Annotated in this window: 25 protein-coding genes and 1 tRNA gene; 9 read left to right on the top strand and 17 right to left on the bottom strand. The window is 71.6% G+C overall.

Annotation, left to right across the window (positions count from 1 at the left end; translation table 11 throughout):
* Positions 1-22: 22 nt before the first annotated feature.
* The 4 genes from ABZU52_RS01775 to ABZU52_RS01760 all read right to left on the bottom strand — a co-directional run bounded on the left by ABZU52_RS01775 (position 23) and on the right by ABZU52_RS01760 (position 5,601).
* Positions 23-2,866, bottom strand: a complete 2,844-nt coding sequence (locus ABZU52_RS01775; RefSeq protein WP_354969188.1) for a BTAD domain-containing putative transcriptional regulator — start codon at positions 2,864-2,866, stop codon at positions 23-25.
* Between the two features lie 101 nt (positions 2,867-2,967).
* A complete protein-coding gene (locus ABZU52_RS01770) occupies positions 2,968-3,210 on the bottom strand; it encodes a type II toxin-antitoxin system RelE/ParE family toxin (protein WP_354969187.1) in 243 nt (80 codons plus the stop codon).
* Positions 3,207-3,506 (bottom strand): type II toxin-antitoxin system Phd/YefM family antitoxin, encoded by a 300-nt coding sequence (locus tag ABZU52_RS01765; RefSeq protein ID WP_354969186.1) that lies wholly within the window; start codon positions 3,504-3,506, stop codon positions 3,207-3,209. The genes ABZU52_RS01770 and ABZU52_RS01765 overlap by 4 nt, the downstream gene beginning before the upstream one ends.
* 127 nt (positions 3,507-3,633) lie before the next feature.
* On the bottom strand, positions 3,634-5,601 hold the full coding sequence (locus tag ABZU52_RS01760) for an NAD-binding protein (RefSeq protein ID WP_354969185.1): 1,968 nt from the start codon (positions 5,599-5,601) through the stop codon (positions 3,634-3,636).
* A 95-nt stretch (positions 5,602-5,696) separates the two neighbouring features.
* Here ABZU52_RS01760 and ABZU52_RS01755 point away from each other — a divergent pair, with 95 nt between their 5' ends.
* The 4 genes from ABZU52_RS01755 to ABZU52_RS01740 all read left to right on the top strand — a co-directional run bounded on the left by ABZU52_RS01755 (position 5,697) and on the right by ABZU52_RS01740 (position 9,694).
* The gene (locus ABZU52_RS01755) at positions 5,697-6,185 is read left to right on the top strand and encodes an MSMEG_6728 family protein (protein ID WP_354969184.1); all 489 of its coding nucleotides are present in this window, start codon (positions 5,697-5,699) and stop codon (positions 6,183-6,185) included.
* A 25-nt stretch (positions 6,186-6,210) separates the two neighbouring features.
* A complete protein-coding gene (locus tag ABZU52_RS01750; protein ID WP_354969183.1) occupies positions 6,211-7,758 on the top strand; it encodes an FAD-dependent oxidoreductase in 1,548 nt (515 codons plus the stop codon).
* Positions 7,759-7,825: 67 nt separating this feature from the next.
* On the top strand, positions 7,826-9,037 hold the full coding sequence (locus ABZU52_RS01745; RefSeq protein WP_354969182.1) for a hypothetical protein: 1,212 nt from the start codon (positions 7,826-7,828) through the stop codon (positions 9,035-9,037).
* A 213-nt stretch (positions 9,038-9,250) separates the two neighbouring features.
* Positions 9,251-9,694 carry an HNH endonuclease gene (locus tag ABZU52_RS01740; protein ID WP_354969181.1) on the top strand — a complete coding sequence of 148 codons (444 nt, stop codon included), beginning with the start codon at positions 9,251-9,253 and terminating at the stop codon, positions 9,692-9,694.
* A gap of 71 nt (positions 9,695-9,765) precedes the next feature.
* Here the strand turns inward: ABZU52_RS01740 and ABZU52_RS01735 are convergent, their stop codons facing one another.
* The 3 genes from ABZU52_RS01735 to ABZU52_RS01725 all read right to left on the bottom strand — a co-directional run bounded on the left by ABZU52_RS01735 (position 9,766) and on the right by ABZU52_RS01725 (position 14,831).
* Positions 9,766-11,355: a serine/threonine-protein kinase gene (locus ABZU52_RS01735; protein ID WP_354969180.1), complete on the bottom strand. Its 1,590-nt coding sequence runs from the start codon at positions 11,353-11,355 to the stop codon at positions 9,766-9,768.
* Between the two features lie 133 nt (positions 11,356-11,488).
* Positions 11,489-12,256: an enoyl-CoA hydratase/isomerase family protein gene (locus tag ABZU52_RS01730; RefSeq protein ID WP_354969179.1), complete on the bottom strand. Its 768-nt coding sequence runs from the start codon at positions 12,254-12,256 to the stop codon at positions 11,489-11,491.
* A gap of 187 nt (positions 12,257-12,443) precedes the next feature.
* Positions 12,444-14,831, bottom strand: a complete 2,388-nt coding sequence (locus ABZU52_RS01725) for a M4 family metallopeptidase (RefSeq protein ID WP_354969178.1) — start codon at positions 14,829-14,831, stop codon at positions 12,444-12,446.
* Positions 14,832-14,982: 151 nt separating this feature from the next.
* Between ABZU52_RS01725 and ABZU52_RS01720 the strand changes: the two genes are divergently transcribed.
* The gene (locus ABZU52_RS01720; protein WP_354969177.1) at positions 14,983-15,555 is read left to right on the top strand and encodes a hypothetical protein; all 573 of its coding nucleotides are present in this window, start codon (positions 14,983-14,985) and stop codon (positions 15,553-15,555) included.
* On the opposite strand, the gene ABZU52_RS01715 is transcribed toward ABZU52_RS01720, so the two are convergent.
* From ABZU52_RS01715 to ABZU52_RS01695, 5 genes are all read right to left on the bottom strand, one after another.
* Complete coding sequence (locus ABZU52_RS01715) at positions 15,543-16,187, bottom strand: histidine phosphatase family protein (protein ID WP_354969176.1); 645 nt, start codon at positions 16,185-16,187, stop codon at positions 15,543-15,545. The two genes, ABZU52_RS01720 and ABZU52_RS01715, sit on opposite strands and share 13 nt — an antisense overlap.
* Positions 16,188-16,254: 67 nt before the next feature.
* On the bottom strand, positions 16,255-16,386 hold the full coding sequence (locus tag ABZU52_RS01710; protein ID WP_354969175.1) for a hypothetical protein: 132 nt from the start codon (positions 16,384-16,386) through the stop codon (positions 16,255-16,257).
* Positions 16,387-16,396: 10 nt separating this feature from the next.
* Positions 16,397-16,816, bottom strand: a complete 420-nt coding sequence (locus ABZU52_RS01705) for a VOC family protein (RefSeq protein WP_354969174.1) — start codon at positions 16,814-16,816, stop codon at positions 16,397-16,399.
* A gap of 35 nt (positions 16,817-16,851) precedes the next feature.
* Positions 16,852-17,253, bottom strand: coding sequence for an AraC family transcriptional regulator (locus tag ABZU52_RS01700; protein WP_354969173.1), 402 nt, complete (start codon positions 17,251-17,253; stop codon positions 16,852-16,854).
* Between the two features lie 185 nt (positions 17,254-17,438).
* Positions 17,439-18,206 carry a hypothetical protein gene (locus ABZU52_RS01695; protein ID WP_354969172.1) on the bottom strand — a complete coding sequence of 256 codons (768 nt, stop codon included), beginning with the start codon at positions 18,204-18,206 and terminating at the stop codon, positions 17,439-17,441.
* Between the two features lie 204 nt (positions 18,207-18,410).
* Here ABZU52_RS01695 and ABZU52_RS01690 point away from each other — a divergent pair, with 204 nt between their 5' ends.
* Positions 18,411-19,124: an ATP-grasp domain-containing protein gene (locus ABZU52_RS01690; protein ID WP_354969171.1), complete on the top strand. Its 714-nt coding sequence runs from the start codon at positions 18,411-18,413 to the stop codon at positions 19,122-19,124.
* Between the two features lie 138 nt (positions 19,125-19,262).
* Here ABZU52_RS01690 and ABZU52_RS01685 read toward each other — a convergent pair.
* Positions 19,263-19,339: transfer RNA gene (locus ABZU52_RS01685), tRNA-Thr, on the bottom strand.
* Between the two features lie 339 nt (positions 19,340-19,678).
* On the opposite strand from ABZU52_RS01685, the gene ugpC reads away from it, so the two are divergent.
* Complete coding sequence (ugpC, locus tag ABZU52_RS01680) at positions 19,679-20,770, top strand: sn-glycerol-3-phosphate ABC transporter ATP-binding protein UgpC (protein ID WP_354969170.1); 1,092 nt, start codon at positions 19,679-19,681, stop codon at positions 20,768-20,770.
* Positions 20,771-20,937: 167 nt separating this feature from the next.
* On the top strand, positions 20,938-21,525 hold the full coding sequence (locus ABZU52_RS01675; protein ID WP_354969169.1) for a hypothetical protein: 588 nt from the start codon (positions 20,938-20,940) through the stop codon (positions 21,523-21,525).
* Positions 21,526-21,577: 52 nt separating this feature from the next.
* On the opposite strand, the gene rlmB is transcribed toward ABZU52_RS01675, so the two are convergent.
* Together rlmB and cysS are read right to left on the bottom strand one after the other, a co-directional pair.
* On the bottom strand, positions 21,578-22,708 hold the full coding sequence (gene rlmB, locus ABZU52_RS01670; RefSeq protein WP_354969168.1) for a 23S rRNA (guanosine(2251)-2'-O)-methyltransferase RlmB: 1,131 nt from the start codon (positions 22,706-22,708) through the stop codon (positions 21,578-21,580).
* Positions 22,708-24,123 carry a cysteine--tRNA ligase gene (gene cysS / locus ABZU52_RS01665; protein ID WP_354969167.1) on the bottom strand — a complete coding sequence of 472 codons (1,416 nt, stop codon included), beginning with the start codon at positions 24,121-24,123 and terminating at the stop codon, positions 22,708-22,710. The genes rlmB and cysS overlap by 1 nt, the downstream gene beginning before the upstream one ends.
* A 243-nt stretch (positions 24,124-24,366) precedes the next feature.
* On the opposite strand from cysS, the gene ABZU52_RS01660 reads away from it, so the two are divergent.
* The gene (locus ABZU52_RS01660; protein WP_354969233.1) at positions 24,367-25,005 is read left to right on the top strand and encodes a helix-turn-helix domain-containing protein; all 639 of its coding nucleotides are present in this window, start codon (positions 24,367-24,369) and stop codon (positions 25,003-25,005) included.
* Between the two features lie 502 nt (positions 25,006-25,507).
* Here ABZU52_RS01660 and ABZU52_RS01655 read toward each other — a convergent pair.
* Entirely contained in the window at positions 25,508-25,648 is a 141-nt protein-coding gene (locus ABZU52_RS01655) for a hypothetical protein (protein ID WP_354969166.1), read from the bottom strand.
* Between the two features lie 19 nt (positions 25,649-25,667).
* On the bottom strand, positions 25,668-25,994 hold the full coding sequence (locus tag ABZU52_RS01650; protein ID WP_354969165.1) for a hypothetical protein: 327 nt from the start codon (positions 25,992-25,994) through the stop codon (positions 25,668-25,670).
* Positions 25,995-26,006 lie beyond the last annotated feature (12 nt).

Here is a 26,006-nt window from a genome sequence, read left to right as displayed (position 1 = left end):
GCTGCCGCCGGGCGCTGACGGATCACGCACCGTCCGCTGACGGCGGCGCACCGGCCTGCTCCGCCTCGGTGATCTCGGCAAGGGCGAGGAGGATCTCCGCGCGGGCGGCCTCGCCGACGTACCAGCCGGTGAGCCCGCCGGCCAACGCCTCCTCGCAGAACCGCCTCGCCTCGGCCAGCTCACCGCGCAGTCGGGCCACCTGGGCGAGGCCGAGCCGGGCGCTGGCCACGAACTCGGGCGCGCCGCTGCGCTGGGCGAGGAGCAGCGCACCGGCGAAGTCGTCCCGCGCCGCCGCGAGGTCACCGGAGCGCAGCCTTATCTCACCCCGGGTACGCAGCATGTCGGCCTGGTCGACGGCCGACCCGAGCTCCCCGACCAGGCCCATGGCCTCATCCATGTGGGCGCCGGCCGCCTCCGGATCGCCCTGCCAGGCGGCCAGTTCGCCGAGCGCCCCGAGTGTGATCATGGTGCCCCAGCGGTCCCCGGTGCTCCGGAAGCCGTCGAGCGCGGTGGCCAGCGCGGTCCGGGCCCGATCCCACTGGCCGCTCCACATCAGCGCCGAGCCGCTGCCCATCGCGCCGAGCGCGTTGATCCACGCGTCCGGGCCGACCAGCCGTCGCAGCTCCCCCATCAGCTCGTCGACATGCTCCGCGCCGCCGGCCGGCGGCCCGGTCGAGATCCCCGACAGGTACAGCAGGAACGGCTGCCGGGGCGCACGATCGAGGCTGCGGATCACGGACTGCTGCGTGCCGAGGGACGGCAGCTGGCCGGAGCCGGCGAGCGAGGCGTTGTAGACGCAGAGGGCGAACTCCTCGCGCAGCCCCGGCGGCGCTTCGGTGCCGAGCAGTTCCAGGACGTCGGCGGCGAGCCGCGCCCCTTCCCCACGCATGCCGCGCAGCCACCAGTAGAACGACAGGGCCGCGACCAGTCCGGCCGCGTCGGACACGTCACCGGCGGCGGTGGCCCGGCGCAGGGCCGCGTGCAGGTTGTCCCACTCCGCGTCGAGCCGTCGCAGCCAGTGCAGCTGCTCCGCGCACCGGAGGTGGTTGCTGGCGGTCCAGGCGAACTCCAGGAAGTACCCGGTGTGCGCGCGACGGAGCTGATCGGCCTCGCCGGCCTCGGCCAGACGCTCCGCGCAGAAGGCCCGCACCGTTTCGAGCATCCGGTACCGGCCGCCGGTCATCTCCACGAAGGACTTGTCGACCAGACCGGTGAGCGCGTCGACGAACTCGGCGGTGGGCAGGCCGCAGACCCGCTCGGCCGCCTCCAGCGTGGCCCCACCGGCGAAGACGGTCAGCCGTCGGGCCAGTCGCCGTTCGGTGTCGTCGAGCAGATCCCAACTCCACTCCACCACGGCCCGGAGGGTGCGGTGGCGCGGCGACACGGCCCGGCTGCCCGTCGACAACAGCCGGAACCGGTCGTCGAGACGGGCGGCCACCTCGGCGACGGACAGCGCCCGCAGTCGCGCGGCGGCCAACTCGATCGCCAACGGCAGGCCGTCCAGGCCGCGGCAGATCCGCAGCACCGTCTCGACGTTGGCAGGCGTGACGGTGAAGTCGGGCGCGACGTCGGCGGCCCGCTGGGCGAAGAGGCGGACCGCCGGGTAGTCGTCGGCGTTCAACGCGGACGCGCCGAGCGGCGGCAGGGTGAGCCCGGACAGCGGGCACAGTGCCTCACCGGCCAACCCGAGCGGCTCCCGACTGGTGGCCAGGACGCGCAACGCCGGGCAGGCGCTCAGCAACCGGGCCGCCAACCGGGCCGCGTCGACGAGGACGTGCTCGCAGTTGTCGAGCACCAGCAGCAGTCGCCGCTCGGCGAGTGCCTCGACCAGCCGATCGGTGGTCTGCCAGCCCTGCTCGGCCGGGGCGCGCAGACCCGCGTCGCGCAGGCCGAGCGCGCTCAGCACCGCCTGCGGTACGTCCGAACCGTCGGCCAGCCCGGCCAGCTCAACGAAACGGACCTCCCCGTCAACCCGGCCGGCAGCCTCGATCGCGAGGCGCGTCTTACCCGCACCTCCGGGGCCGGTGAGGGTGACGAGCCGGCGCTCGCCGAGCAGGTCACCGACGCGCTTGAGCTCGTCCTCCCGCCCGACGAACGTGGTGAGCTGGCTCGGCAGCGCCGGCTCGGCCGAGCCGCGTTCCGCACCGCGCAGCACCGCCAGGTGGATCGCGGCCAGCTCCGCCGACGGGTCAACGCCGAGCTGCTCGGCCAACGTGTGCCGGGCGTCCTCGAACTCGATGAGCGCCTCCGCCGGCCGACCCAGTGCCGTTAGGGCACGCATGAGCTGGCCCCGCAGGCGCTCCCGCAGCGGATGCGCGACGACAAACTCCCGTAGCTCCGCGATCAGCGCGCCGGACGCGCCCAACGCCAGATCCGCCTCGACCCGATCCTCGATGGCGGCCAGCCGCAGCTCGTCCAACCGGGCCGCCTGGGCGGGCGCGCCGGTGGCATCGGCCAGGGCGGGACCCCGCCACAGCTCCAGCGCCTCGCGCAGCACGGCCGCCGCCCGGGGCCAGTCTCGGTCGCCAAGCGCGCGGCGGCCCGCCTCGGCGAGCCGTTCAAACCGGTACGCGTCGACATCGTCGGGATCCACGGCCAGGCGATAACCGGCGGGGTGAAACTCGACCGGGTCGTGCTCGGCGGGCAGGGCCTGCCGCAGCCGCGACACCTGGGACTGGAGTGCGTTTGCCGCGCCCCGGGGCGGATTCTCGCCGTACAGGCCGTCGATCAGCCGCTCGGCGGGGACCACCCGACCCGCGTCGAGCAGCAGGAGTGCCAGCAGCGCGCGCAGCCGCGGGCCGCCCACGGGGACCTCTCGCCCGTCGGCCAGCACCACCTGAGTCGGCCCCAGGATGCGGAAACGCATGCCCTGGATTGTCGCTCAGTGCCCGCCGGTTCCTGCTGACCAATTAACCAGCCCTTGACCCCAGCTCTGTCGCGACCAGACAAGGTGCAGGCCTGTGTGGCTCATGAGTAGACGTCCTTACGATGACCGACGTCGTGGATGGTCAACTCGTCGCCGTCGAGGCGATATAGGACCCGGTAGTCACCGACTCGCAGACGACGCCCAGATCCGTCACGCATCTCGGTCGAGTTCTGCGGGGCAGGGTCGGATACCAAACCAAGGATCGCACTCAGGACGGTCAGGAACACGTTGCGTGGCTGCTTGTGCAGCCAGACCAGCACGTCCCGGTCGATCTGAACCTTCACGCCGCCTCACCGTTGGCTCGATCAGCCAGCAGCGCCTCCACCTCACGAGGATCAACCCCGAGCGACTCCAGCGCCGCCGACAGCGGCACGAACTGACCTTCGGCACGAGAACTGGCGATTACCGCCGAGTCCCGACTGTCCCGGAATGCCTCGATCTCCTCCCACTCGTCAATGCCGATCAGCACGGCGACAGGCCGTTCGTACTTCGTGATGATGACGGGCTCACCGGTGCGCTCGACACCGTCCAGCACCCGACCCGCGCCGTCACGGAATTCCCGCAGCGTGATCCTTTCCATGACCAAAAGGTACCACGCGGTACCGCACTTTCTCAATTGCCAGACAAGTCGACCAGACGCAGAAGCAGCTGACTGTCGTTCTGACGCACAAGGCACTGTCCGAGCGCGCCGGCCGCTCCGCGCAGCGTCAGCTCTCCTCGCCGGTCCCGTCATGCCGGTGGGTCAGCTCAAGTCCGTCAACTTGACCGCTGTTGGTCGCCGGAGGCACATCCCCGCCCGACGGAACAGAATGTCCCGCACCGACCCTCGAGCCCGCCTGGTCCGGCACCGAGGGAGTCGCCGTTGGCGTGAGCGGCCCGCCGTGGACCGACCCGGCCGGCCGGGGGACCGGGCCCGGCCGGGCCGGCGGGGCGCACTGCCGTGTCAGCCAGTCCAGCCCGCGCCGCCGGGCGACAACGGTCAGCCGGTCACCGGCGAAGATCACCTGCCGGGGGTCGAGGTCCTTCCACCAGATCGTCTTGGCGCCGCCGGCCGGGGTGCGGGCGATCAGCCGGACCTGCCCGTCCCGGTTGACCACGTCCAGCGGGCGGCCGTCCAACTCGGAGCCGGCGGCGACCGGCACCTCGGCGACCGGCAGCGCATGCCGGTCGACCGGGATGGTGCTGATCACGGCGCGTTCGGTGAGTGCCCCGATGAAGGCCGGGGCGGCCAGGTAGGAGACCGACCGGGACACCCCGAGCGCGAAGGTCTCCTCCGCCCGTTCGGCGAAGTCACCGTCGAAGAACCGCAGCACCACCCGCAGGTCGGCACGAAGGTCGCGGGCGGCGAGCGCCGCCTCCAGGTTGGCCACGTCGTCGGTGGACGCCACCACCAGTGCCTGGCAGTCGGCCACCGATGCGGCGGCAAGCGTCTCCGGCAACGCGGCGTCGCCGACGATCAGCGGCACCTCCAGCTGGCGGGCCAGGGCGGCACCGCGCGGCTCCGCGGCCTTGTCGATGGCCACCACCTCGACGTCGTACTCGCGCAGCTGCGCCATCACCCGGGTGCCGACGTTGCCCAGGCCGATCACCACCACGTGCCCGACCCGCGCGGGTTGCAACCGGCCGGTGTGCAGGGCCAGCCGGGCGTTGACGATGCCGTCCACCACCACGGCGGTGATCAGCGGAATCAGCGCCAGCCCGGCGAGGTTGAGCACCACCTGCATGATCTGCGCGTCCGCCGCCTTGGTGGTGTCCGGGTCGGCGCCGCTGAGCGTGGTGACCAGCGTCAGGTACAGCGCCTCCAGCGGAGAGACGTCCTCGGCCCGGGAGATCAGCGCCCCCAGCACCGCGATCAGCGCGAGCACCAACATCACCGCGATGCCGATCTTGCGGGTGGCGAAGCCGCGTACCGCTCCCATCACCACCGTGACCGGGCGACGCCGCCGCCGGGCCCGGACCAGCCGACGGGCGGCGACCTCGGTGCCCGGTGGCTGACCGGTCGCCTCGGCGAGCACCAGGTCGGCGCCGGCCTGCTCGGCCGGCAGCAGCTCCACCCTCTGCGCCTCGGTGAAGTGCGCCAGCGCGCAGACCACGTCCTGCGGTCGGACGTCGGCCCGCCGGGCCACCCGCAGCGTCTTGTCCCGATGTTGGAACGAACTGGGGTCGACCTCGTTCAGTGCGGCGGCCACGAAGGCCGGCGCGGCCATCTCGGCGTCGGAGAGCACCTCGACCGGGGCCTTGAGCAGCTTCCGTACGCCGTCGGCGAGGGTGCCGTTGAACATCCGCAGCACCTGACGGACCCGCTGGTCGACGGCCTGGGCGCAGAGCGCCGCGTGCAGGTTGCCCACGTCGTCCTGGTGCAGCAGGGCCAGCCCGGTCGCGCCAGCCAGGCCGGCGGCCTCGAAGGTGGCCACGTCCAGCCGTTCCGAGCGGACCACCCGGACCCCGCGTAACCCGGCCACGTCCGGCCCGTTACTGCGGTAACGCTCCGGGACCACCACGGTCACCCGGGCCCCACCCGCCGGCAGCTCGGATTCGAGCATCGCCCGGGCCACGTAGTAGGCGAGCGCGTCCTTTCCGCAGATCACGTAGTGCGGGCGCGGATCACCGACGGAGCGCAGCCGCCAGTTCCACTCGACCGCCCGTCGCGCCCGATCCCGCCACGGCTCCGCCATGTCCGGATCGTAATCAGCCCAGCCATGCTGGGCGACCCCGTCCGGATCATCCCGGGACCAGGTATGTCCGCCCCGGCGACGGGTAGAGCAGCGACATGCAGACGTTCCTCCCGTACCCGGGCTTTCTGGCCAGCGCCCGCACGCTGGACCAGAAGCGGCTGGGCAAGCAGCGGGTGGAGGCCATCCAGGTGCTGCGCGGGCTCACCCGACCCGGGTACGGCTGGCGCAACCACCCGGCGGTGAAGATGTGGGCCGGGTACGAGGAGGCGCTGGTCCGCTACGGGTTGGACATGTGCGCGGTCTGGACCGAACCGGGGCGGGCTGACACCTGCGCCACCACGATGACCGTCGACCTCGCCGCCGCCTGTGGGGCCGGCGTCGTACGGACCCAGAACGAGCTGGCCGAAGCCGGTGAGCTGCCACCCTGGCTGGGCCGCGACGACCTGCACCTGAGTCACCGCTCGTCGCTGCTGCGCAAGGACCCGGCGCACTACCGCCCCCTCTTCGGTGACGACGTGCCGGTGGATCTGGAGTACGTCTGGCCCGCCTCCGACCGCCCCCGCCGTTGCTTACCGAACGACTGAGCCGAAGGTGGGGCAGACTGGACCCATGGCGCTGTCGCAAGTGGTAGGTCGGCTGATCGGCGTACGGCAGCATCAGGTGGACCCGGGCGGCGGTGGCGCCGACCGGGTGCCGCGACCGACCACGGCGCTGGTGGTGGGTGGCGGCATCGCCGGCATGTCGGCGGCGGTGGTGCTGGCCGAACGGGGCGTGGCGGTCACCGTGCTGGAGGCGGCACCGACGCTCGGCGGTCGACTGGGCGCCTGGCCGGAGGCGCTGGCCGACGGCAGCCAGCAGAACGAGCACGGCTTCCACGCGTTCTTCCGGCAGTACTACAACTGGCGGTCCATCCTCCGCCGGGTCGACAGTGACCTGGCCTTCCTCAAGCCCATTCCGGGCTACCCGATTCTCAGCGAGCAGTGGCCGACCGAGGAGTTCGGCAAGCTGCCGCCCGCGCCGCCGGCGAACCTGCTCGCGCTGCTGTTGCGCAGCCCCAGCCTGCGCCTGGCCGACCTGCGACTGATGGATCGGGACGCCGCGCTGCCGCTGCTCAGCTACGACCCGGTGCGCACCTACGCCGACCTGGACGACACCACAGCTGACGAGCTGCTGTCGTCGCTGCGACTGCCGGACCGGGCACGGGCGATGCTGTTCGAGGTCTTCTCGCACTCGTTCTTCAACCACGAGGCGGAGATGTCGGCCGCCGAGATGGTCGCCCAGTTCCACTTCTACCTGCTCGGCAACCCGGAGGGGCTGGCCTTCGACTGCCCCGATGAGGACTACGCCACGGCGATCTGGGAGCCGCTGACCCGGCACGTGGAGAAGCACGGCGGCCGGGTGCTCACCAACTGCGCCGCCACCGGGGTGCACCGCGACGCCGACGGCTGGCGGGTGACGACCACCCACGGCGGCAGCCATCCGGCGGGTCACGTCGTGCTCGCCGTCGACCCACCGGCGCTCGCCGCGCTGGTCGCGGCCTCGCCGGACCTGGCCGAGCAGGCACCCGAGCTGGCGGCGCGGATGCCGGCCTTCGGCACCCCTGGCCCGCCGTACGCGGTGGCGCGCTACTGGTGTTCCGGGGATGTCTCCGCCGAGCGGGCGGTGTTCAGTGGCGTGTCCCGTCAGCCCACTCTGGACTCGGTGACGCTCTACCACCGGCTGGAGAACGAGCCGCGGCGCTGGGCGCAGCGGACCGGCGGGTCGGTCATCGAGCTGCACGCGTACGCCTGCGAACCCGGCGTGCCGGCCGAGGAGCTGGCCGAGCGGATGCGCCGCGAGCTGGTCGCGCTCTGGCCGGAGGCCGGCGACCTGCGGGTCCGCGAGCTGCGGGCCCGGGTGGAGGCGCAGGCTCCGGCGTTCACGCCGGGCAGCCACGCCTGGCGACCGGTGGTACGCACCGACGCGAACGGCCTCTACCTGGCCGGCGACGGCATCGCCACGGATTTCCCGAGCGCGTTGATGGAACGCTCGGCGGCGACCGGGATCATCGCCGCGAACCACATCCTGCGCGCCGAGGGTGGCGCGGCCGAGCCGGTGCGCTCGATCCGGCCGCGCGGGCTGCTGGCCGGCAGGCCGAATCGACAAAACCCCACATAAGCCACCATAAGCTGCCGTACGCTCGAATGATCAACCGTCGATCGGCCGGGCGGGAGGGCAGCGGAAGATGTCACCACTGCACCGCGCCGGCGTGGAGCACGGTTCGTCGTCGATCGACGAGATCGGCCGCGACGACGCGTACCCGCTGATCCGCGACGAGCGCGCCTGCATCGTCACCGCACTCCGGCTGGGCTGGTGGATGGCGGACGCCTACCACCACGGGCAGCACGCGGAGCCCCGCGCCTTCGTCGAGGCCCGCCCGGCCGTACCGCCAGCCAAACTCTCCAACCTCACCGAGATGTCCGCGCACCGGCGGATGCGGATGTACCTCGACGGGGTGGACGTCGCCCTGGCCCAGATCGCCGACCTCACCCGGCACACCGGGCCGGTACCCGACACGTCGGCCGCCCGAGCCCTCCTGCCCGACCTGGCCCAGCCCGACCCCGCCGACCCGGTGCCGCTGCTGCTCGCCCTCGACGACCTGAACGTGGAGGTGCTGCGCTGGGCGATGGCCGCGAACCACCGGGTCGGGCTGGCCTACCGACTGGGCCGATCAGTGGCCGACACCGTCCGAGCCGGCGACGTCGCGCAGTTGCTGCGGCAGTTCGGCGGCCGGCAGGTCCAGATCAGCCGGTGGCTGGACGAGTTGGCCAGCGTGCTGCCGCCGTACTCGGCCGCAGTGGTGCGCCGGTCGCTGGCCGCCTGGGCGAGCGCGGTCGACCGCGCCGGCCACGGGGACCCGACCGAGCCGACGCCCGCCGCTTTGAGCCGCGCGCTGCGCGGCCAGGGTGACCTCTGGCGCGACGTGCTCACCGGCGGCCTGCACCCGCGCGACCTGCTCGATGAGGAGGACTACGCGGTGATCGCCAAAAATCTGATCATCCGGGACCGGCGGCTGGTGGCGCAGGCGGCCCGGGGCATCTTCTGGCCGGTGCTGGTACCCCTGCTGCTGGTGCTCTTCGCGGTCGTCGGGGTGAGCGCCGCCGCGGCCGCCGGCTCACCGACCACCCGCGCCACCGTCGCCCTGGTGGGCCTCGGCGCCGGGCTGGCAGCGATCTGGCGGTCGGTCTCCGGGCCCGCGCTCGCCGTCGCCGGTGAGGTCAACCGGCCCCTGCTGGACAGCGAACTCACCGCCCGGATGGCGCTGCGGCTGAACCGGCCGCTGACCACCGCCGAGGCCACGGCGAAGGCAACTCCCCGCACCCGTCGGCAACGGCGCCCCGAGGAGGCCGGCCGATCGAAATACGTTGCCGGTGTCTCCCCCGTCGACCTACCGTGAGCGCGCAAGGTCAACCACCACCGCGGGAGCAGCTCATGACGATGGCGCACGTCACCACCGTGCCGTCGGCGCTGCCCGGTGACGGTTACCGAGCGGAAGGTCCCCGGGCGGGCCGGCCCGACTGACGCGTACCCGTACGCGCTGAGCCGCCCCGTCCGACCGTCGGACCGGGCGGCTTCTTGCTGTCCGTCACCCTCTGGAAAGGAGATCCCGGTGGACGCCGTCCTCGTCATCAACGCCGACCTCGGCCCGCTGCACCGGGTCACCGTCCAACACGCCGTACGAATGCTCTGCCGTCGGGTGGCCGAGATCCACGAGGCCGAGCCGGACCGGGTGATCGGGGTCTTCCCGATGCCCCGGGTGGTGCGGCTGGTCCGCTTCGTGGTCACCCGGTGGAGGTTCAACTCCGGGCCGGCCTGGTCGCGCGCCGGTGTGCTGCGCCGCGACGGCAGGTGCTGCGCGTACTGCGGTGGCCCGGCCTCCACCATCGACCACATCCTGCCCCGCTCGCGCGGCGGCCGGAACACCTGGCGGAACACCACCGCCGCCTGCTACGCCTGCAACCAGCGCAAGGGAGACCGGACACCAGCGGAGGCGGGCATGCCGCTGCGCCGGGAGCCGGCAAACCCGGGCTGGGGGGCGCTGATCGGGCGGTGACAGACCGGCCGGCGGGAACGGGGGGCCGCGACCCGGGTACGTCCCGGGCGCGGCACCCGCCGGCCCCCAGGTCAGGTGGCGCTTTCCCTGACCTTCGACTTCAGCTCGCCACTGGGACAACGCACCCGGACCTCGCTGCGATGCTCCGCGGAGGTCAGCTCGACCACGATGTTCTTCGCCGGCCCCGGGTCGTACGACTCGGCCCGGAAGTCAGGCGCGAGCGTCACCGCGAGCACCTCGACCATCTTCCCCACGCAGCGAGCGGTGACCGTCCCGCCGCGCGCGTCGACGGGTACGCCGGCGGCAGCGGTGGGGGTCGGCGCCACAGTGGTCGGGGTCGGGCCGCCAGTTGTGGTGGTCGGGCCGGGCACCGCTGTCCCGCCCGGACTGGTCGGGGGGCCGGTCCGGGTAGCGGTCGCGGCGTTCCTGGTCGACGGTACGACGGACGGTCTGCTGTCGACCGTGTCGGTCGGCTCCTCGGTGCGCGGCATCCCCACCGTGGTGGTGCCCGGGCCGCTACCGGTCGGCGCGGCGCTCTGCCCGGGTCGACGATTGCTGACGTCGCCGAGCGACCCGGCCAGCGCCACCGCGGCGATCACGGCCCCGCCGACCGTCAGAATGGCTCGCCCCCGCCGCCACGGCGCGCGCCTCATCCGCGCCGCCGAGTCGCCGGTCGGCCCGGCGCTGGTCGCCTTGGCGCTCGTCGGCCCGGTGCTGGTCGCCTTGGCACTCGTCGGCCCGGCGCTGGTTGACTCGGCACTGGTCGGCTCGGCGCTCGCCGGCATGGTGCTGGTCGGCTTGGTGACCGCTGCCGCTGGTTCGGCGGCAACGGCGGCCGCCTCGGGCACGGCTGCGCCGGCGGCGGCGAGCAGGATGCGGGCCGCGTCGGCGGCCGGCGGCCGGTCGGCGGGGTCGCCGGCCAGGCACCAGCGGTAGAGCCGGTGCACCTCGGGCGGTACGCCGTCGATCGGGGGCAGCGGGTCCGGCTCGACGTGCGTGTGCGCGCGAAGCATCCCGGTCTGCGCCTCGGCGGGCCACGGCAGTCGGCCGGTGAGCACCCGGTGCAGCAGCAGGCCGAGGGCGTACACATCGCTGGCCGGCAGCACCTCGCCAGCCTGCAACCGCTCCGGCGCCAGGTACGCCGGCGTGCCCAGCAGTCGCCCCTCGAAGTCGATCTCCGGCGCCCCGGCGGCTGCCGCGATGCCGAAGTCGAGCACCTTCGCGCCGGTCGGCGTGAGCATCACGTTGCCCGGCTTGATGTCGCGGTGCACCAACCCCTGCTCATGCGCGGCGGCGAGCGCCGAGGCCACCTCGGCGCACACCCGCAACCCGGCGCGCGGCGGCAACGGCCCGGCCGTCAGCCGGTGTTCGAGGGTGTGACCGCCGAGCAACTCCATCACCACGAACGGGACCTCGCCATCGTCCACGGCCGACTCTCCGTAGTCGTAGACGCTTGTCACGTGTGGATGCGACAGCCGGGCCGCGGCCCTGGCCTCGCTCCGGATCCGCTGTCGAGCGTTGACGTCCGAGGCGACCAGCACCTTCACCGCCACGTCCCGTTCGAGCACCTCGTCGTACGCCCGGTGCACCGCCGACATGCCGCCACTGCCGAGGCGTTCCAGGAGCCGGTAGCGGCCCGCAAGCAACTGATCACGCTGCACGAAGGACAGCCTGCCGTACCGGCCGGAGAACCGGGCACCCGGGATCGAGATATCACGATGAGTGGGACCGGCTTGCCGCTACCGTCCGTTAACGAAGATGTCCGCGGTCTCGACGCGTACCGCTGAAACCCGGTCAGTCGCCGGTCGGTGGCCGCCAGGCGAAGCGGGGCTGTCGGCGTTCGGTGATCGCTGCCACGCCCTCCCGGGCCTCGCCGGTCGTCGTCACCTTCCGGTGCCACCAGGCGATCCGGGCGGGTTCGGCCCGATCGTCGATGATCTCCTTCGCGGCGGCGATGCTCAGCGGCGACCGCTGGGCGATGGTCGCGGTCAGCTCGTCCACCCGCGCGGCGAGCCGGTCGAGCGGCAGCACCTCGTCGACCAGACCGATCCGCAGGGCCCGCTCGGCGTCGATCAGCTCGGCGGTGAAGAGCAGATGCTTGGCGGCGGACGGGCCGACCAGCCGGGCCAGCCGGCGCGTCGTCGGCGCCGGGTAGACCAGCCCGAGCCGGGCCGGCGGTACGCCGAACCGGGCGTCGTCCGCGGCGATCCGCAGGTCGCAGGCGACCGCGAGCTGAGCCCCGCCTCCGACGCACGCGCCTCGGATGGCCGCGATGGTCGGCTTGGCGAACCGGGCCAGCCGTTCCTCGGCGGCCACCGCGATGCTGGCATCGCCGGCGTCCAACAGCTCGGCCAGGTCACCGAGGTCGGCGCCCGCGCAGAAGGCGTCGCCCGCGCCGGTGAGCACCAACGCCCGTACGTCGGGGTCGGGTTCCAACCGGTCGAGCAGTTCGGGGAGCTGACGCCACATGGCCGCGGTCATCGCGTTGCGCCGGGCCGGGTTGTGGATCACCACGGTCGCGACCGGTCCGGTCACCTCGACGGTCAACTCCGCGTCGGACACGTCCGCTCCTTCCCGCGCCACCGTCCGACGGCGCCGATCTGGCGAGCCGACGTCGTGCACCCGCGCGGCGACCATAACGGCGCGGCGATGGGTCAGGTCACGCGGAGGGCCAGGAAACCGCACCCGGCGAGCCCAGCGACCACCGTGAGGGGTGGCCGCCGGGCCCGCACGCCAGGTCGGGGTCAGGTCAGGAGACGGTGAGGGCGGTGTCGTCGACCACGAAGGACGTCTGCAGTGAAGAGTCCTCGGTGCCGGTGAACTTCAGGTTGACGGTCTGGCCGGCGTACGACGCCAGCGAGAAGGACTTCTGGCTGTAGCCGGTGGCCTTGTCCAGGTTCGAGTAGGTCGCCAGCGTGGCCAGCACCGTCCCGCCCGAGTTGAGCACCTGCACGCGCAGCGTGTCGTACGCGACGGTGGTGGTGGTCTCGGCCGAGTCGATGTGCAGCCAGAAGCTGAGCGTGTACGACGAGCAGCCGGTCGGCAGGCTCACCGACTGGGCGAGGGTGTCGGTACGGCTGGTGCCGTACCCGTTCAGCCACGCCTTCCAGGAGCCGGTGCGGGCTGCCTGGCTGCTGGAGCTGGTGATCACCCCGGAGCTGGCCGACCAGCTGGTGGCCCCGGACTCGAAGCCCGGGTTGGCGAGCTTCTGCCCCGGCGCGGTGCAGCCACCACCGGTGCCGTTCACAGTCAGCGTGTAGGTGGCGCTGCGGGTGACCGCTCCCGCGCCGTTCACGGTGACCGAGTAGGTGCCGGGCGGGGTGCTGGCCGACGTGCTGATGGTGAGGGTCGACGATCCGCCCGAGGTGACCGAGGTGGGGCTGAACCCGGCGGTCGCCCCGCTGGGCAGGCCGGACGCGGAGAACGTCACAGTCTGCGCCGAGCCACTTGTGGTGGCGGTCGACACGGTGGTGGAGACCGCGCTGCCCGGGTTCACCGAGCCGGCGGTCGGCGACAGCGCCACCGAGAAGTCGTTGCCGGTCGAGCAGGGTGCGTCGTTGCCGGCCACGTTCACCGCGGTCCAGGCGGCCTGCACGGCCTTGTACTCGGTGGAGCAACTGCCGTACAGGTCGGTGGCCGCCCGCAGGCTGTAGGCGCGGGCGGTGTTCGCCGGGTTGCTGGTGCTGACGTACGACGTGTTGGAGGTGAAGTAGACGTCCAGCGCCCGGTACCAGATCTTCTCGGCCTTGGCCCGGCCGATGCCGGTCACCGCCGGGGCGGAACCACAGACCGGGGAGGTGCCGTACGCGGTGGCGCCGGTGCCCTCGGCCAGGTTGAAGAAGAAGTGGTTGGCCACGCCGGAGGAGTAGTGCACGTCCTTGTTCTTGGTGCTGGTGGACCAGCAACTGTCGGACGAGCCGTCCAGCGACGGGTTGTACATGTAACGCAGCGGCGTACCGTTGTTATTGATGTTGATTTCCTCGCCGACCTGGTAGTCACCCGGGTCGCTCGGCGCAGCGGCGTAGAACTCGACCATGTTGCCGAAGATGTCGCTGGTGGCCTCGTTGAGGCCGCCGGACTCGCCGGAGTAGACAAGGCCGGCCAACGCCTCGGTGACACCGTGGCTCATCTCGTGCCCGGCCACGTCCAGGGAGACGAGGGGGCGAGAGTTGCTGGAGCCGTCGCCGTAGGTCATCTGGGCGCCGTCCCAGAAGGCGTTGACGTAGTTGTTGCCGTAGTGCACCCGGCTCGGCACGCCGGTGCCGTTGCCGAAGATGCCGTTACGGCCGTGCACGTTCTTGTAGTAGTCGAACGTCTTGGCGGCGCCGAAGTGCGCGTCCACGGCGGCGGACTGCCGGTTGGAGTTGGTCCCGGTGCCCCACGCGTTGTCCGCGTCGGTGAAGGTGGTGCAGGACGAGGTGCCGTTGTTCATGTCGCAGGTACGGCCGTTGCCGTGCGACGGATCGATCATCTGGTACGTGCTGCCGGAGAGCGTCGTGTCGATGCTGACCGCGCCGGTGTAGATGCCCTGGCCGCTGCCGACCACCGACTCGATCTCGTCGTAGGCGCCGACGGCCGCACCGGTGGTGGCATCGCTGATCACGTGCAGCCGGGACGGGGTCTGCCCGTCGGGCTGCCACCCGCTGACCACGGTCTCCCAGGCCAGCCGACCCACGCCGGAGCTGGCGTCGACGAACAGCTCGGGTGTGCCCACCGCCTCGGCCTTACCGGTGAACCTGGCAGTGGCGGCCTTCTTCGCGGCCGCCGCGGTGGTCCTGGCCGACGTGGTGAGGGTCAGCGGCGCGGCCAGGCCGACCGAACTGCCGGCGTACGTGCCATTCGGCGCGGTGTGGATGACGAAGTCACCGCCGTACACCCGCAGGCCCTGATAGGTCCGGGTGTAGCGGGTGTGGGCGGCGCCGCTGGGGTCGACCTTGGTGCTGTGCACCCGGTACGACTCCGCGCCCGAACCCTGGACCGCGCCGGGGTTCGTCTGTAGGACGGTTGCCGCTCGGGCCACGGCGGAGGCATCCGGTGCGGGAGCGGTGGGCGGAGCCGCGTGCGCCGCGGTGACGACGCAGGTCAGCAGGCCGCTGGTGAGCAGAGCTGTGCTGACGGCGGCGAGAGGTCTTTTCACGTGCCCTCCTGGAAGGAGAAGAGTGTGACGGGGGTAGTCACAGATGCACATTGTTCTATATGTGACGAGGAAAAGCGCCTCCGACCACTTCCAGACATAGACAATGGCCGTTCGGATGAGGCTCTTGACACGGGAACCAACGCTGCGCGTCGTGCGTCCGACGACAATGAGACTCACCTCGACAACCGGCGCCGCTACCGCGCTACTGGTTGCCCTCCTGGGCGGCTGCACCAGCGTCGACCGAGCCCCCACCACCACCCCGGACCCGACCCCACCGTCGGCGACGACCGCTCCCGGCCCGAGCGCTCCGGCCACCGGCACCCTGCTGCCGACCACCGCCCCCACCGTCGGCCCGCCGAACAGCGGCGTGCCCGCCACTGTGACGTTGCGGACCTCCGGCGGCTTCGCCGGGCGCGGTGACTCGGTGACAGTCGAGCCGGACGGTCAGTGGACCGTGGTGGACCAGGCCGGCAGCCGACGCACCGGCCGGCTCACCCCCGCCGACCTCGGTCGCCTGGCCGGGTTGGCCGCCGACCCCCGGCTGGCCGCCGAGGCGCGGCAGCCGACCAGCCCGACCCGTTGCGCGGACGCCTTCCACCACCGGCTGGTCGTCGGCAACACCGAGACGGGGTACGTCGACTGCCCGGCGGACGCGCCCCCACCGCCGGCCACCCAGGCGGTGGTCAAGCTGCTACTGCGGGCCACCGGCACTCACACCAGGTAGTCCGGGGGCAGGCCGGTGCCCCGCAGCGCCAGCGGAAGGTGAGCCACGTCGTTGACGGCGACCAGGCTCGGCGGGCCGGCCGCGCTGTACCGGATGACGGTCAGCCCCGCGTTGTGCGAGTTCACGCCCAGCCACCGCCACTCCGGCGCGTCGAGGGCGTGCCGCACCAGCCAGGCGATCAGGAAGCTGTGCGTCACGACCAGCTCGCGGACCGGCTCGCCGCCGGCGGGCCCCTCGCCGACCGGGCCGGCGAACCGCCGCACCGCCTCCGCCGTCACTCGCGGCCCGTCGACCCGCTCGGCCGCCGAGAACTGCGACAGAAATTCGGCGTACGCGGGCGGCAGGCCAGCCGGATCCGTGTCGTGTGGGAGGTGGTCGCCGGCCAGCTCCGTCTCGTACACCGGAACGTCGGGCAGCGACTTGGCGATCAGCTCGGCGGTCTGCGCGGCCCGGCGCAGCGGCCCGTGATGGACGGCGGCGAACCGGCGGGCTCGCAGGCGTTCGCCCAGCAGGGTGGCCTGCTGCCGGCCGCGCTCCGACAGGCCGGTGTCCGGTTCGCTGGCGTCGAGCCCACTCAGCTCGGACAGATCCTGCTCGGCGTGTCGGGTCAGGTACAGCAACCGGGTCACCATGGATCCCACCTCAACACACCGGGAGGCACGGGTTCTACCCGTACCTCCCGGCACTGCGCTCGTCGGCTCAGTCGGCCCGACCGGACGTCGCCCCCGCGAAGGTGACCGACACCCACAGCCAGCCGGCCGTCACCGCCAGGCCGAACGACACCATCACGGCGGCCGGTCGTACCACCGGAAACGCGGCGGCCTGGCTCATCGCCCGCCCCCTACGCCGGGGGAAACATCTGGCCGATGCGGATCTTGTTGCCGAACGGGTCCCGGATACCGAAGTCGATCCCGTACGGGCGCTCGGTCGGCTCGTCGGTGATCTCGACGCCCTTCGCCACCAGATCCTCGTGCGTCTTGCGGGCGTCGTCGGTGGTCATGAAGAGGTACCCGCCGAGGGCACCCTTGGTGAGCAGCTCGCGGACCTGCTCGGCGGTGGCCGGGTCCAGCGCGGGCGGGCCCGGCTTCTCCAGCAGGATCTCCCGCTCCGGGTCGCCGGGCAGGTTGACCGTGAGCCACCGCATGAACCCGAGGTCCTGGTCGGTGTTGACCTCCATGCCGAGCTTGTTGACGTAGAAGTCAAGGGCTGCGTCCTGGTCGAGGACGTAGAGCTGAGAGCGGCTGATCGCGTTCATCGTCATGCCCATGACGCTAGAGGTAGGCCGTGACCTGGGGCTTATCCAAAACTGCTGGGTCGGGTCCAGGCTTTGGTGAAGCACGACGGCACGTTGGCCGGCGCGACGCGTTGACGCCGAAAATCCGAGGGTGAGTCGCCGACGATCTGCCGGAACGTCCGACTGAACGTGCCCAGGCTGCCGAAGCCGACGGCGTAGCAGATGTCCGTCACGTCCCGGTCGGTCTCCACCAGCAACGTCATCGCCCGCTCCACCCGGCGACGTTGCAGGTAGCGGTGCGGGGTCTCACCGAAGGTGGCCCGGAAGGTACGGATGAAGTGTGCCTCCGAGACGTGCGCGATCCGGGCCAGCGCGGGAATGTCCAGGGGCTCGGCGTACGCCCGGTCCATCGCGTCCCGGGCACGCAGCATCGCCCGGTTCGACTCCTCCACCGCGCGACTCATCGACCCCCCGGCCTCACTTTGCTCGCCGCCGGAGCCCAGGCTACCGTCAGGCACTCCGCCGTCCGGTCGGGTAGCGCGCCGCTCAACCCGGAGCATCCGCTGTGGCGGTGCCCGTCGCGGGTGGACGGCCAGGGCTGCGCACGGGGCTCGCTGCGGGCGGTGCTGATGGCCGGCGCTCGCAATCACTAGCGGTAATAGAACTCTGCCGCCTCACCAGCTCCTTTCGGCGCGGTGATCTGCGAAGGCGTCCCGTGATCCTTCATGGTGGTGGTCATCGTCAGTTTCGGGCCGTCGCTGGGGCTCAGCTCCACCTTGATCGAGGTGACCCAGCCCCGGTCGTCGGTAGTGATCGTGAACGGCGACAGGCGTGCGCCGAGCGAGACGATGCTCGGTGCGCCAACGGGAAGGAACGACGTGGTGTCCTTGCCGTTGGGGTCGAAACGGCCCGTGTAGGTGTGCGGGTCGACGCGGTCCACCGAGACGATCGACGAGGTGAACGCCTTCAGACCGGTCGGGTCGGCCCAGTCGAAGCGCAGGAAGATATCGTCGCGCTTCACTCGCTTCAGATCGACGTGCACCCAGTCCTTGTCGTCGGACGGCCGTACGTAGCTGTCGGTGCCGATCACGATCCGGCTTCCCGCCGACGGATTTTTCCCGCCGGTGACCGAGACCGTGCTCTGGAAACGGCGCTTCTTCGGGTCGAAGGCGCCCGTGCCGGTGATCTTCTGCCCTTCGGGCAGGCCGCCGCGCACCGCGTACCGGTGCGCAACCCCCTGCGACCGCTGGAGTCCCGCGACCAACTCGGCCCGGACGTCGGGCGTCGGAGACGGCACGGCTGAGGTGGCCTGGACCGGCTTCTCGGCGCGCGTGGACTCCGCTTCAGGAGTGCATCCGGCGGTAACGAACAGACCGGCGGTCAAACCCAGCACGAGCAGGGTGGTGCTCTGTTTCATTGTGGTTCCCCCGTGAAACGCCGCCCGGTGGCGGGACGGAGGCACGATAGCGAACCTGGCCGACGCCCGGTGCCCCTCGGGGCGGCCCGGCGGAGGCGCGGCCTGTGCCGGTGGAAAGGATTGGTAACTGTGACGGCGCACTGGGCAGAATCGTCGGCCGTGACACTCGTCCTGCCGCCGCGCCTGACAGCCTCGGCTCAGAGCTTGCGCGACGCCGCTCACCGACGCGAACTACGCACCGTCCAGCTGCGCACCTTCGAGGTACCCCCCGGACTGCGTGCTGATCACCTTCATGCGGGACCGAGCTTCGCCGACGTCGTCGCACCACTGCTGGGGATCGCGCCCCTGGAGGCTGCGCCTGGCTGGCTGACTGGTCTACCCCGTGAACTCACCCGCCGCGAGATCACCCTGGTCACGATCGGCGAGGCCTACGAACTCCGTCGGCCGGCGTTCATCAAGTCCCCCAACGACAAGAACATCCCGGCGATGATCTACACCGACGGCTCCCGTCTGCCCGGCCCGGATGCCGTCGACCGGCGGACCCCAGTGCTCGTCAGCGACATCGTCGACTTCACCGCCGAGTACCGGCTGCACCTGCTCGACGCTGTCGTCCACACCGGCAGCCAGTACGCCGCGCACGGCCGGTTGCACCTCGGCCCTCCGTCGCCGGACGCGTTGGCCTTCGGCACCGACCTCGTCGCCGGGCTCGGGCACACCCTGCCCTCCGCCGTCGTCGTGGACGTAGGACTGGTCGACGGCCGCTGGGCCGTGATCGAGGCAAACGCCGCATGGGCCAGCGGCGCCTACGTAGCGGATCCAGACCTGGTCCTCGATGTCGTCCTCCGAGCGGCCGGTCCAACGGCATCGGTCACCGCCAGCGACAGACAGTTCATCCGACGGCCTCAGCTGACCATCTGACAGTCACCACCAGAACCGGGCAGCGCGTAGGGCAGGGCTACCCACCGGACTTCATGGTCGACGGGAAGCTTTCGTGAGTGCCGGCGCTGTCAACTGGTCGACTCGTGGCAGCGCCACCCGGTAAAGGTCTGATGTAATTGGAGCCCCCGGCCGGGATCGAACCGGCGACATCTCGCTTACAAGGCGAGTGCTCTGGCCAGCTGAGCTACAGGGGCGCGTGTGTCGAGGTCAGCATAGCGACTGACGTCCGGTAATCCCGATCGCGAGGCCTCCCGAGCACGGGAATCGTCAACAACCCGACGCACGCCCGTGTGCCATGGCGTCGATTGATGTCCGACCGTGCCGGAGTGACCGGAATGCGTAGGCCGTCTGTCGGGATCGGCGGCCCCTCGCCTTGGCAGCACGGTTAAACGCGTTTACGGTTCACTGACACGGACGACAACCGGGCGCCCCCGCGACCGGGCCGCCGTCCGCTGACCGGCACGGCACGTGCTGGTTGCTCCTTCACTCGGATCGTCCGGCACGTTCCTGCCGGTGAAAGGAAGCGCTTCACCATGGCTACGGTCACCTATTCCAAGGCGTCCCGGGTCTACCCGGGCCAAGAGCGTCCCGCCGTCAACGAGTTGGACCTCGAGATCGGCGACGGGGAGTTCCTCGTTCTGGTCGGCCCCTCCGGTTGCGGTAAGTCCACCAGCCTGCGGATGCTCGCCGGCCTGGAGGACGTGGACGCCGGTTCGATCTACATCGACCAGCGTGACGTCACCCACCTTCCCCCGAAGGCCCGCGACATCGCGATGGTCTTCCAGAACTACGCCCTCTACCCGCACATGACGGTGTACGAGAACATGGCGTTCGCCCTCAAGCTGCGCAAGACCTCCAAGTCGGAGATCGACCGGCGGGTCAAGGAGGCGGCCGCGCTGCTTCAGCTCGAGGAGTACCTCAGCCGTAAGCCGAAGGCGCTCTCCGGTGGTCAGCGTCAGCGTGTCGCGATGGGCCGGGCGATCGTCCGCGAGCCGCAGGTCTTCCTCATGGACGAGCCGCTGTCGAACCTCGACGCCAAGCTCCGCGTGCAGACCCGTACCCAGATCGCGTCGCTCCAGGCCAAGCTGGGCGTCACCACGGTCTACGTCACGCACGACCAGGTCGAGGCCATGACCATGGGTCACCGGGTCGCGGTGCTGCTCGACGGTGTCCTTCAGCAGGTGGACACCCCGCGGGCGCTCTACGACACCCCGGCCAACGTGTTCGTCGCCGGCTTCATGGGCTCTCCCGCCATGAACATCAAGACCGTTCCGCTGAACGAGCGGGGTGCCGAGTTCGCCGAGCTGAACATTCCGCTGACCCGGGAGCAGGTCGAGGCGGCCCGCGCCGAGGGTGGCGACGGCAAGGTCACCGTGGGCTTCCGCCCGGAGGACTGCGAGCTGGTCAGCCCGACCGAGGGCGGCATGCCGGTCGTGGTCGAGCTGGTCGAGGACCTCGGTTCGGACGCCAACGTCTACGGCCACGCCGCGCTGGGTGGCAACTCGGAGCGCTTCGTCGTCCGCACCGACCGGCGCAACATGCCGAACATGGGTGACACCGTGTTCGTCAGGCCGGTCGCCGGCCGCAGCCACGTCTTCCACGCCGCCACCGGTGGCCGGATCTGACGTAACGCCGTACCGACAGGGGCGGTCCGCTTCGGCGGGCCGCCCCTTCGTCGGTACCGGCGGGGGTTGTCACCCTGTGGAGCCAGCGCGGGGATGGCTCTGTGGAGTGATCCGGCAGGGGCGATGACGTTCGTACCGTCACGGTATTCCGAAGCCGAGGAGACGCCGTGTCCGCCATCGCCACCGCCCACCCGACCGTCCGGAGCCGGCCGCACCGGATCGCCCGCCTGGCTGCCCGCAGCCTCGTCTACTGCGCGACGCTGGTCCCGGTCGCCGTACTCACGCTGGTGACCGCCCCGCTGGGCGGAGCCGACGCCGCCGTCACACGCTGGCGGGCCCTGCGTACCGGACTGCTCGGGATGCCACCGACGGCCGTGCCCGGCCGGCGGCCCGGCACGGTCGCGGTGCTCGGCCACGCGCTGCTCAGCCTGCTCGTGGGTGCCGTGGCCCTGCTGCCACTCGGCGTGCAAATGCTGATGGTGCTGCGGGGCGTGCTGTACGGCGTGGTGGACCCGGGGCCGTACGACAATTCCTGGGGTGGTCCGACCCGGGCCGGCGCGTGGCTGGCGCACTTCCTGGTCGGCCTGCCGATGACCGCCGCCGGTCTGGCCGCCCTGATCGGCATCGCCGCCGTGCACCAGCGGCTGACCCGACGCCTGGACGGCGAGCGCGGCCCGCTCTGGTTGCTCCCGACCGTGCTGCTGATGGCGCTCGCCGGTGCGCTGCTCTTCGTCGCGTGGACCCGTCAGATCTGACCACGAAGGCCCCCTCCCGCGCTCGGCGGGAGAGGGCCTTCGTCGACGTGCTCTACAGCTCGACGGAGCGCCGGCGGGCGACCTCGGCCAGGGCGACCGCCGCCGCCACGCTGGCGTTGAGCGACTCGACCTCGGAGATCATCGGAATGCTGACGGTCAGGTCGCAGGTCTCCCCGACCAGGCGGGAAAGGCCACGCCCCTCGGAACCGACCACCACCACCAGCGGACCGACAGCGGCCTCCAGGTTGTAGAGGTCGGTGTCGCCGTCGGCGTCCAGGCCGACGACCATGAAGCCGGCGTCCCGGCACGCCTTCAGCGACCGGGTCAGGTTGGTCACCTGCGCCACCGGCACCCGCGCGGCCGCGCCGGCACTGGTCCGCCAGGCGGTCGCGGTGATCCCGGCGGCACGACGCTCGGGTACGAAGACACCCTGCGCGCCGAACGCGGCAGCCGACCGGATGACGGCACCCAGGTTGCGCGGATCGGTGACACCGTCCAGCGCGACCAGCAGCGGAGCCTGCTGCTCCAGGGCAGCGGCGACCATGTCCTCGAACGGCTGGTACGCAAACGGCGGCACCTGCAACCCGACGCCCTGGTGCAGCACCCCGCCGGTCATCCGGTCCAGCTCGGCCCGGCTGATCTCCAGGTTGGCAATGCCCCGGTCGGCGGCGGTCCGGATGATCTCGTTGATCCGGTCGTCCATGTCGATGCCCTGAGCGGTGTAGAGCGCCGTCGCCGGCACGTTGGCGCGCAGCGCCTCCAGCACCGGGTTACGCCCGACCAGCAGCTCCGGGGTGTCCTTGGACGGGTTGGACTTGCGCCCCGGGGTGACCCGGGGGCCGGACCGTCCGGTGGGCTTGCCGCCCCGTCCGCCGGTGGCACCCCGACCGACCGGTACGCCCCGACCGCCGCCCCGACCCCAGGTGGTGTCCTTGCTACCGGGCTGACCGATCTTGGGGGCACGCCCCTCCTCGGCCGCCGCGCGGCGCTCCTTGTCCTGCTTCCAGGCGGTGCGCTGGGGCAGCTTCTCAGTGCCCGAGTAGCCCTTGTGCCACGGCCGCTCGTCCGCGGGCAGGGTGCGGCCCCGCCCGGCCAGCGAGTCCTTGTTCTTGCCGCCGGTGCCCTTGGGGGCGCTTGCCTTCGACGTCAGTCGCCGGCCACGGCGCTGCGAGTTGCCGGCCATCAGTCCTGCTCTCCAATAGTCCAACGGGGGCCCTGGGGGGTGTCCTCGACCACCACGCCGGCCAGCTTGAGCTGGTCACGTACCGCGTCCGCGGCGGTCCAGTCCTTGCGGCCCCGAGCCTGCGCGCGCTGCTCCAGGGCCAGCGCGATCAGGGAGTCCACCACGGTACGAAGATCGTCCGATCGGCCGCCACCGGTCCAGGCCGGGTCGAGGGGGTCGATCCCGAGAATATCCAGCATTGCCCGCACCACGGCCAGGGTGGTGCGGACGGTCACATCGTCGCCGACGCTCAAGGCGGTGTTGCCGTCCCGAATGTGCTGTTGCAGCACGGCCAGCGCGGCGGACGTGTTGAGGTCGTCGTTCATCGCCGCGACGAAGCCGGCGGGCAGCTCACCGAGCTGCCCGGCACCGACCCGCTCGGTGGCCCGCTGCACGAAACCCTCGATCCGCCGGTACGCGGTGGCCGCGTCGCGCAGCGAATCCTCCGAGTAGTCGATCACCGAGCGGTAGTGCGCGGCGGCGTAGTAGTAGCGCAGTTCCACCGGCCGCACCCCGAGCGAGTCCACGTACGCCAGGTCCAGAGCGTTGCCGGCGGACTTGCCCATCTTGGCCCCGCCGATGCTCAGCAGCCCGTGGTGCACCCAGTAACGGGCGAACGGCAACCCGGCCGCATTGGACTGGGCGATCTCGTTCTCGTGGTGCGGGAACGTCAGATCCAGGCCACCGCCGTGAATGTCGAACTCCGGGCCGAGATAGCGCCAGCACATCGCCGAGCACTCGATGTGCCAGCCCGGACGGCCCAGCCCCCACGGTGACGGCCAGTAGGCGTCCGCCGGCTCGTCCGGTTTGGCGCCCTTCCACAGCGCGAAGTCACGCGGATCCCGCTTGCCCCGGTCCGGGGCGTCCCCGGCGGACTGCATGGCGTCCGGGGACTGACCCGACAGCGACCCGTACGCCGGCCAGGACGCCACGTCGAAGTAGACGTCACCGGAGCCGTCACTCGCCGGGTACGCGTGCCCGTCGGCGATCAACTTCGTGATCAGCTCATGCATCTCGGGGATGTGCCCCGTGGCGCGCGGCTCATAGGTGGGCGCCAGCACGTTCAACGACCGGTACGACTCGGCGAGCAGCAGCTCGTTGGCGTACGCGATCGACCAGAACGGGCGGCCCTGCTCACCGGCCTTGACCAGGATCTTGTCGTCGATGTCGGTGAGGTTACGGATGAAGGTGACCTCGTAGCCGGCGGCCAACAGCCAGCGGCGCAGCACGTCGTAGTTGACGCCGGAGCGAAGGTGACCGATGTGCGGCGGCGCCTGGAGGGTGAGACCACACAGGTAGACCCCCACCTTGCCGGCTTCCCGCGGGACGAAGTCCCGCACCGATCGGGTGGCGGTGTCATACAGGCGTAGCGTCACCGTACAAGGGTAGCTGTCCGTGCCTTTCCGGGTCCGCCGGTGCCGGGTCGTACGCTGCCAGGCGTGGATGCGACCGCACGCTCCGGTGGCTCCGGTGACCCGCCAGCCAACCCCACCGCCCCCGCCGACCCGGCCCTCGGGCGGGCCTCCGGACCGGCCGACCCGATTTTCGGGCGGGCCTCCGGCTCGACCGAAGCGGCCTTCGGGCCGGCTGACGGTGGCGCGGGGCGGGCCGACGCGGTCGTGGGGCGGGGCGGGGAGACGTCGCAGACGCTGGACCGGGGTCTGCGGCTGCTGCACCTGGTCGCCGACGCCCCTGGCGGCCTGACCGTCACCGAGGCCGCGAATCGGCTCGGCATCGGCCGGGCCGCCGTCTACCGGCTGGTCAGTGCGCTGACCGGGCACGGCATGCTGCGCCGCGACGAAGCCGGTCGGCTGCGCCTCGGTGCCGGGTTGCTGCACCTGGCCCGACGCGCTCAGCCACTGCTCGCCGAGGGCGCGCTGCCCGCGCTACGCCGTCTCGCCGAGCAGGCCGGCGCGACCGCACACCTGACCGTCGTCGAAGGTGGAGAGGGCGTCGCTCTGGCCGTGGTCGAGCCGAGCTGGACGTCGTTCCACGTCGCGTACCGGGCCGGGGCACGGCATCCACTGGATCGGGGAGCCGCCGGGCGGGCCATCCTGGCCGGCCGGGCCGGGGTGGCGGAGCCGGTGAGCAGCAGCGGGGAGTTGCAGTCCGGGGCGTACGGGGTGGCCGCGCCGGTGCTCGGCGTACCCGGCTTGGAGGCCAGCGTGGGCGTGGTCGCGCTCGCCCCGCTGGACGTCAACACGATCGGCCCCCAGGTGCTGGCCGCCGCTCGAGCCATCACCACCGCCCTCAGCTGACCCCCCGGCCGCCGCCCCGCCCCGCGCCACCTCACCGCCCCGCGCCACCCCACCGCCGCGCGCCATGGCTTGATCGACTCGGGTTCACGAAAGTCGCGGTATCCCAAGGCCAACGACCGCCCGACTTTCAGAAACGCGAGTGGATCACAGCCCCTCAGCGGCCCAAGTGCCTGATCAGTGGGTGGATCCGGCCGGTCCATAGCACGATCGGCAGGCGGATTCCTGGTTGTCCACAGGTCCGGCGGCACGCGCAGGCCGGGTTGTCCACAGGGGTTTCGATGGTCGACCGGTGGTCGGCAGGCTGCTCGGTATGCCACCACGTCCGCATCGCCCCGATGCCCTGACCTGGCAGGTCTTCCGCGGCTCCGACGCTGTCCGGGACGGCCTGCTCACCGAACATCAGTTGCGCAGCTCCGCCTGGGTGCGGTTGCGCCACGACATCTACGCCGACTCGCGGCTGGACCGGGACCATGCCCTCATGTGTCGCGCCGCCCTGCTCCGGCTACCGCCCGGAGTGGTGGTCGGCGGCCCGTCCGCCGCCTACCTGCACGGCGTCCAACACGCCGCGAGCTTCACCGACGATGTGCACGTCCTCGTGCCCCGATCGCTGCGGGTCGGCCCCCAGCGCGGCCTCAGCGTGCACGTCAACGCCATCACACCGCTCATGGCGAGCGAGCTGGCGGAGCCGGCCGCGCCCCCACCAAACACAGGACGACTGCCAGGCACAAGACAACCATCAGCCGCAGGCCGACCACCGGACGCCGGCCGACCACCGGACGCCGGCCGACCACCGGACGCCGGCCGACCACCGGACGCCGGCCGACCACCGGACGCCGGCCGACCACCAGGCACAGGCCGACCGCCGGACGCAGGCCGACCGCCAGGCACAGGACGATTGCCAGGCACAGGACGATTGCCAGGCACAGGACGATTGCCAGGCACAGGACGATTGCCGGACGCAGGGCGTCCGTTGGGCGCTGGAAACCCACGTGATGCAGCGC

It is taken from the genome of Micromonospora sp. NPDC005220 (genome assembly GCF_040607895.1).
Classification (GTDB): Bacteria; Actinomycetota; Actinomycetes; order Mycobacteriales; family Micromonosporaceae; genus Micromonospora.
The sequence above is the reverse complement of the archived record's forward strand: the minus strand, read 5'-3'. Positions and strand labels throughout refer to the sequence as shown.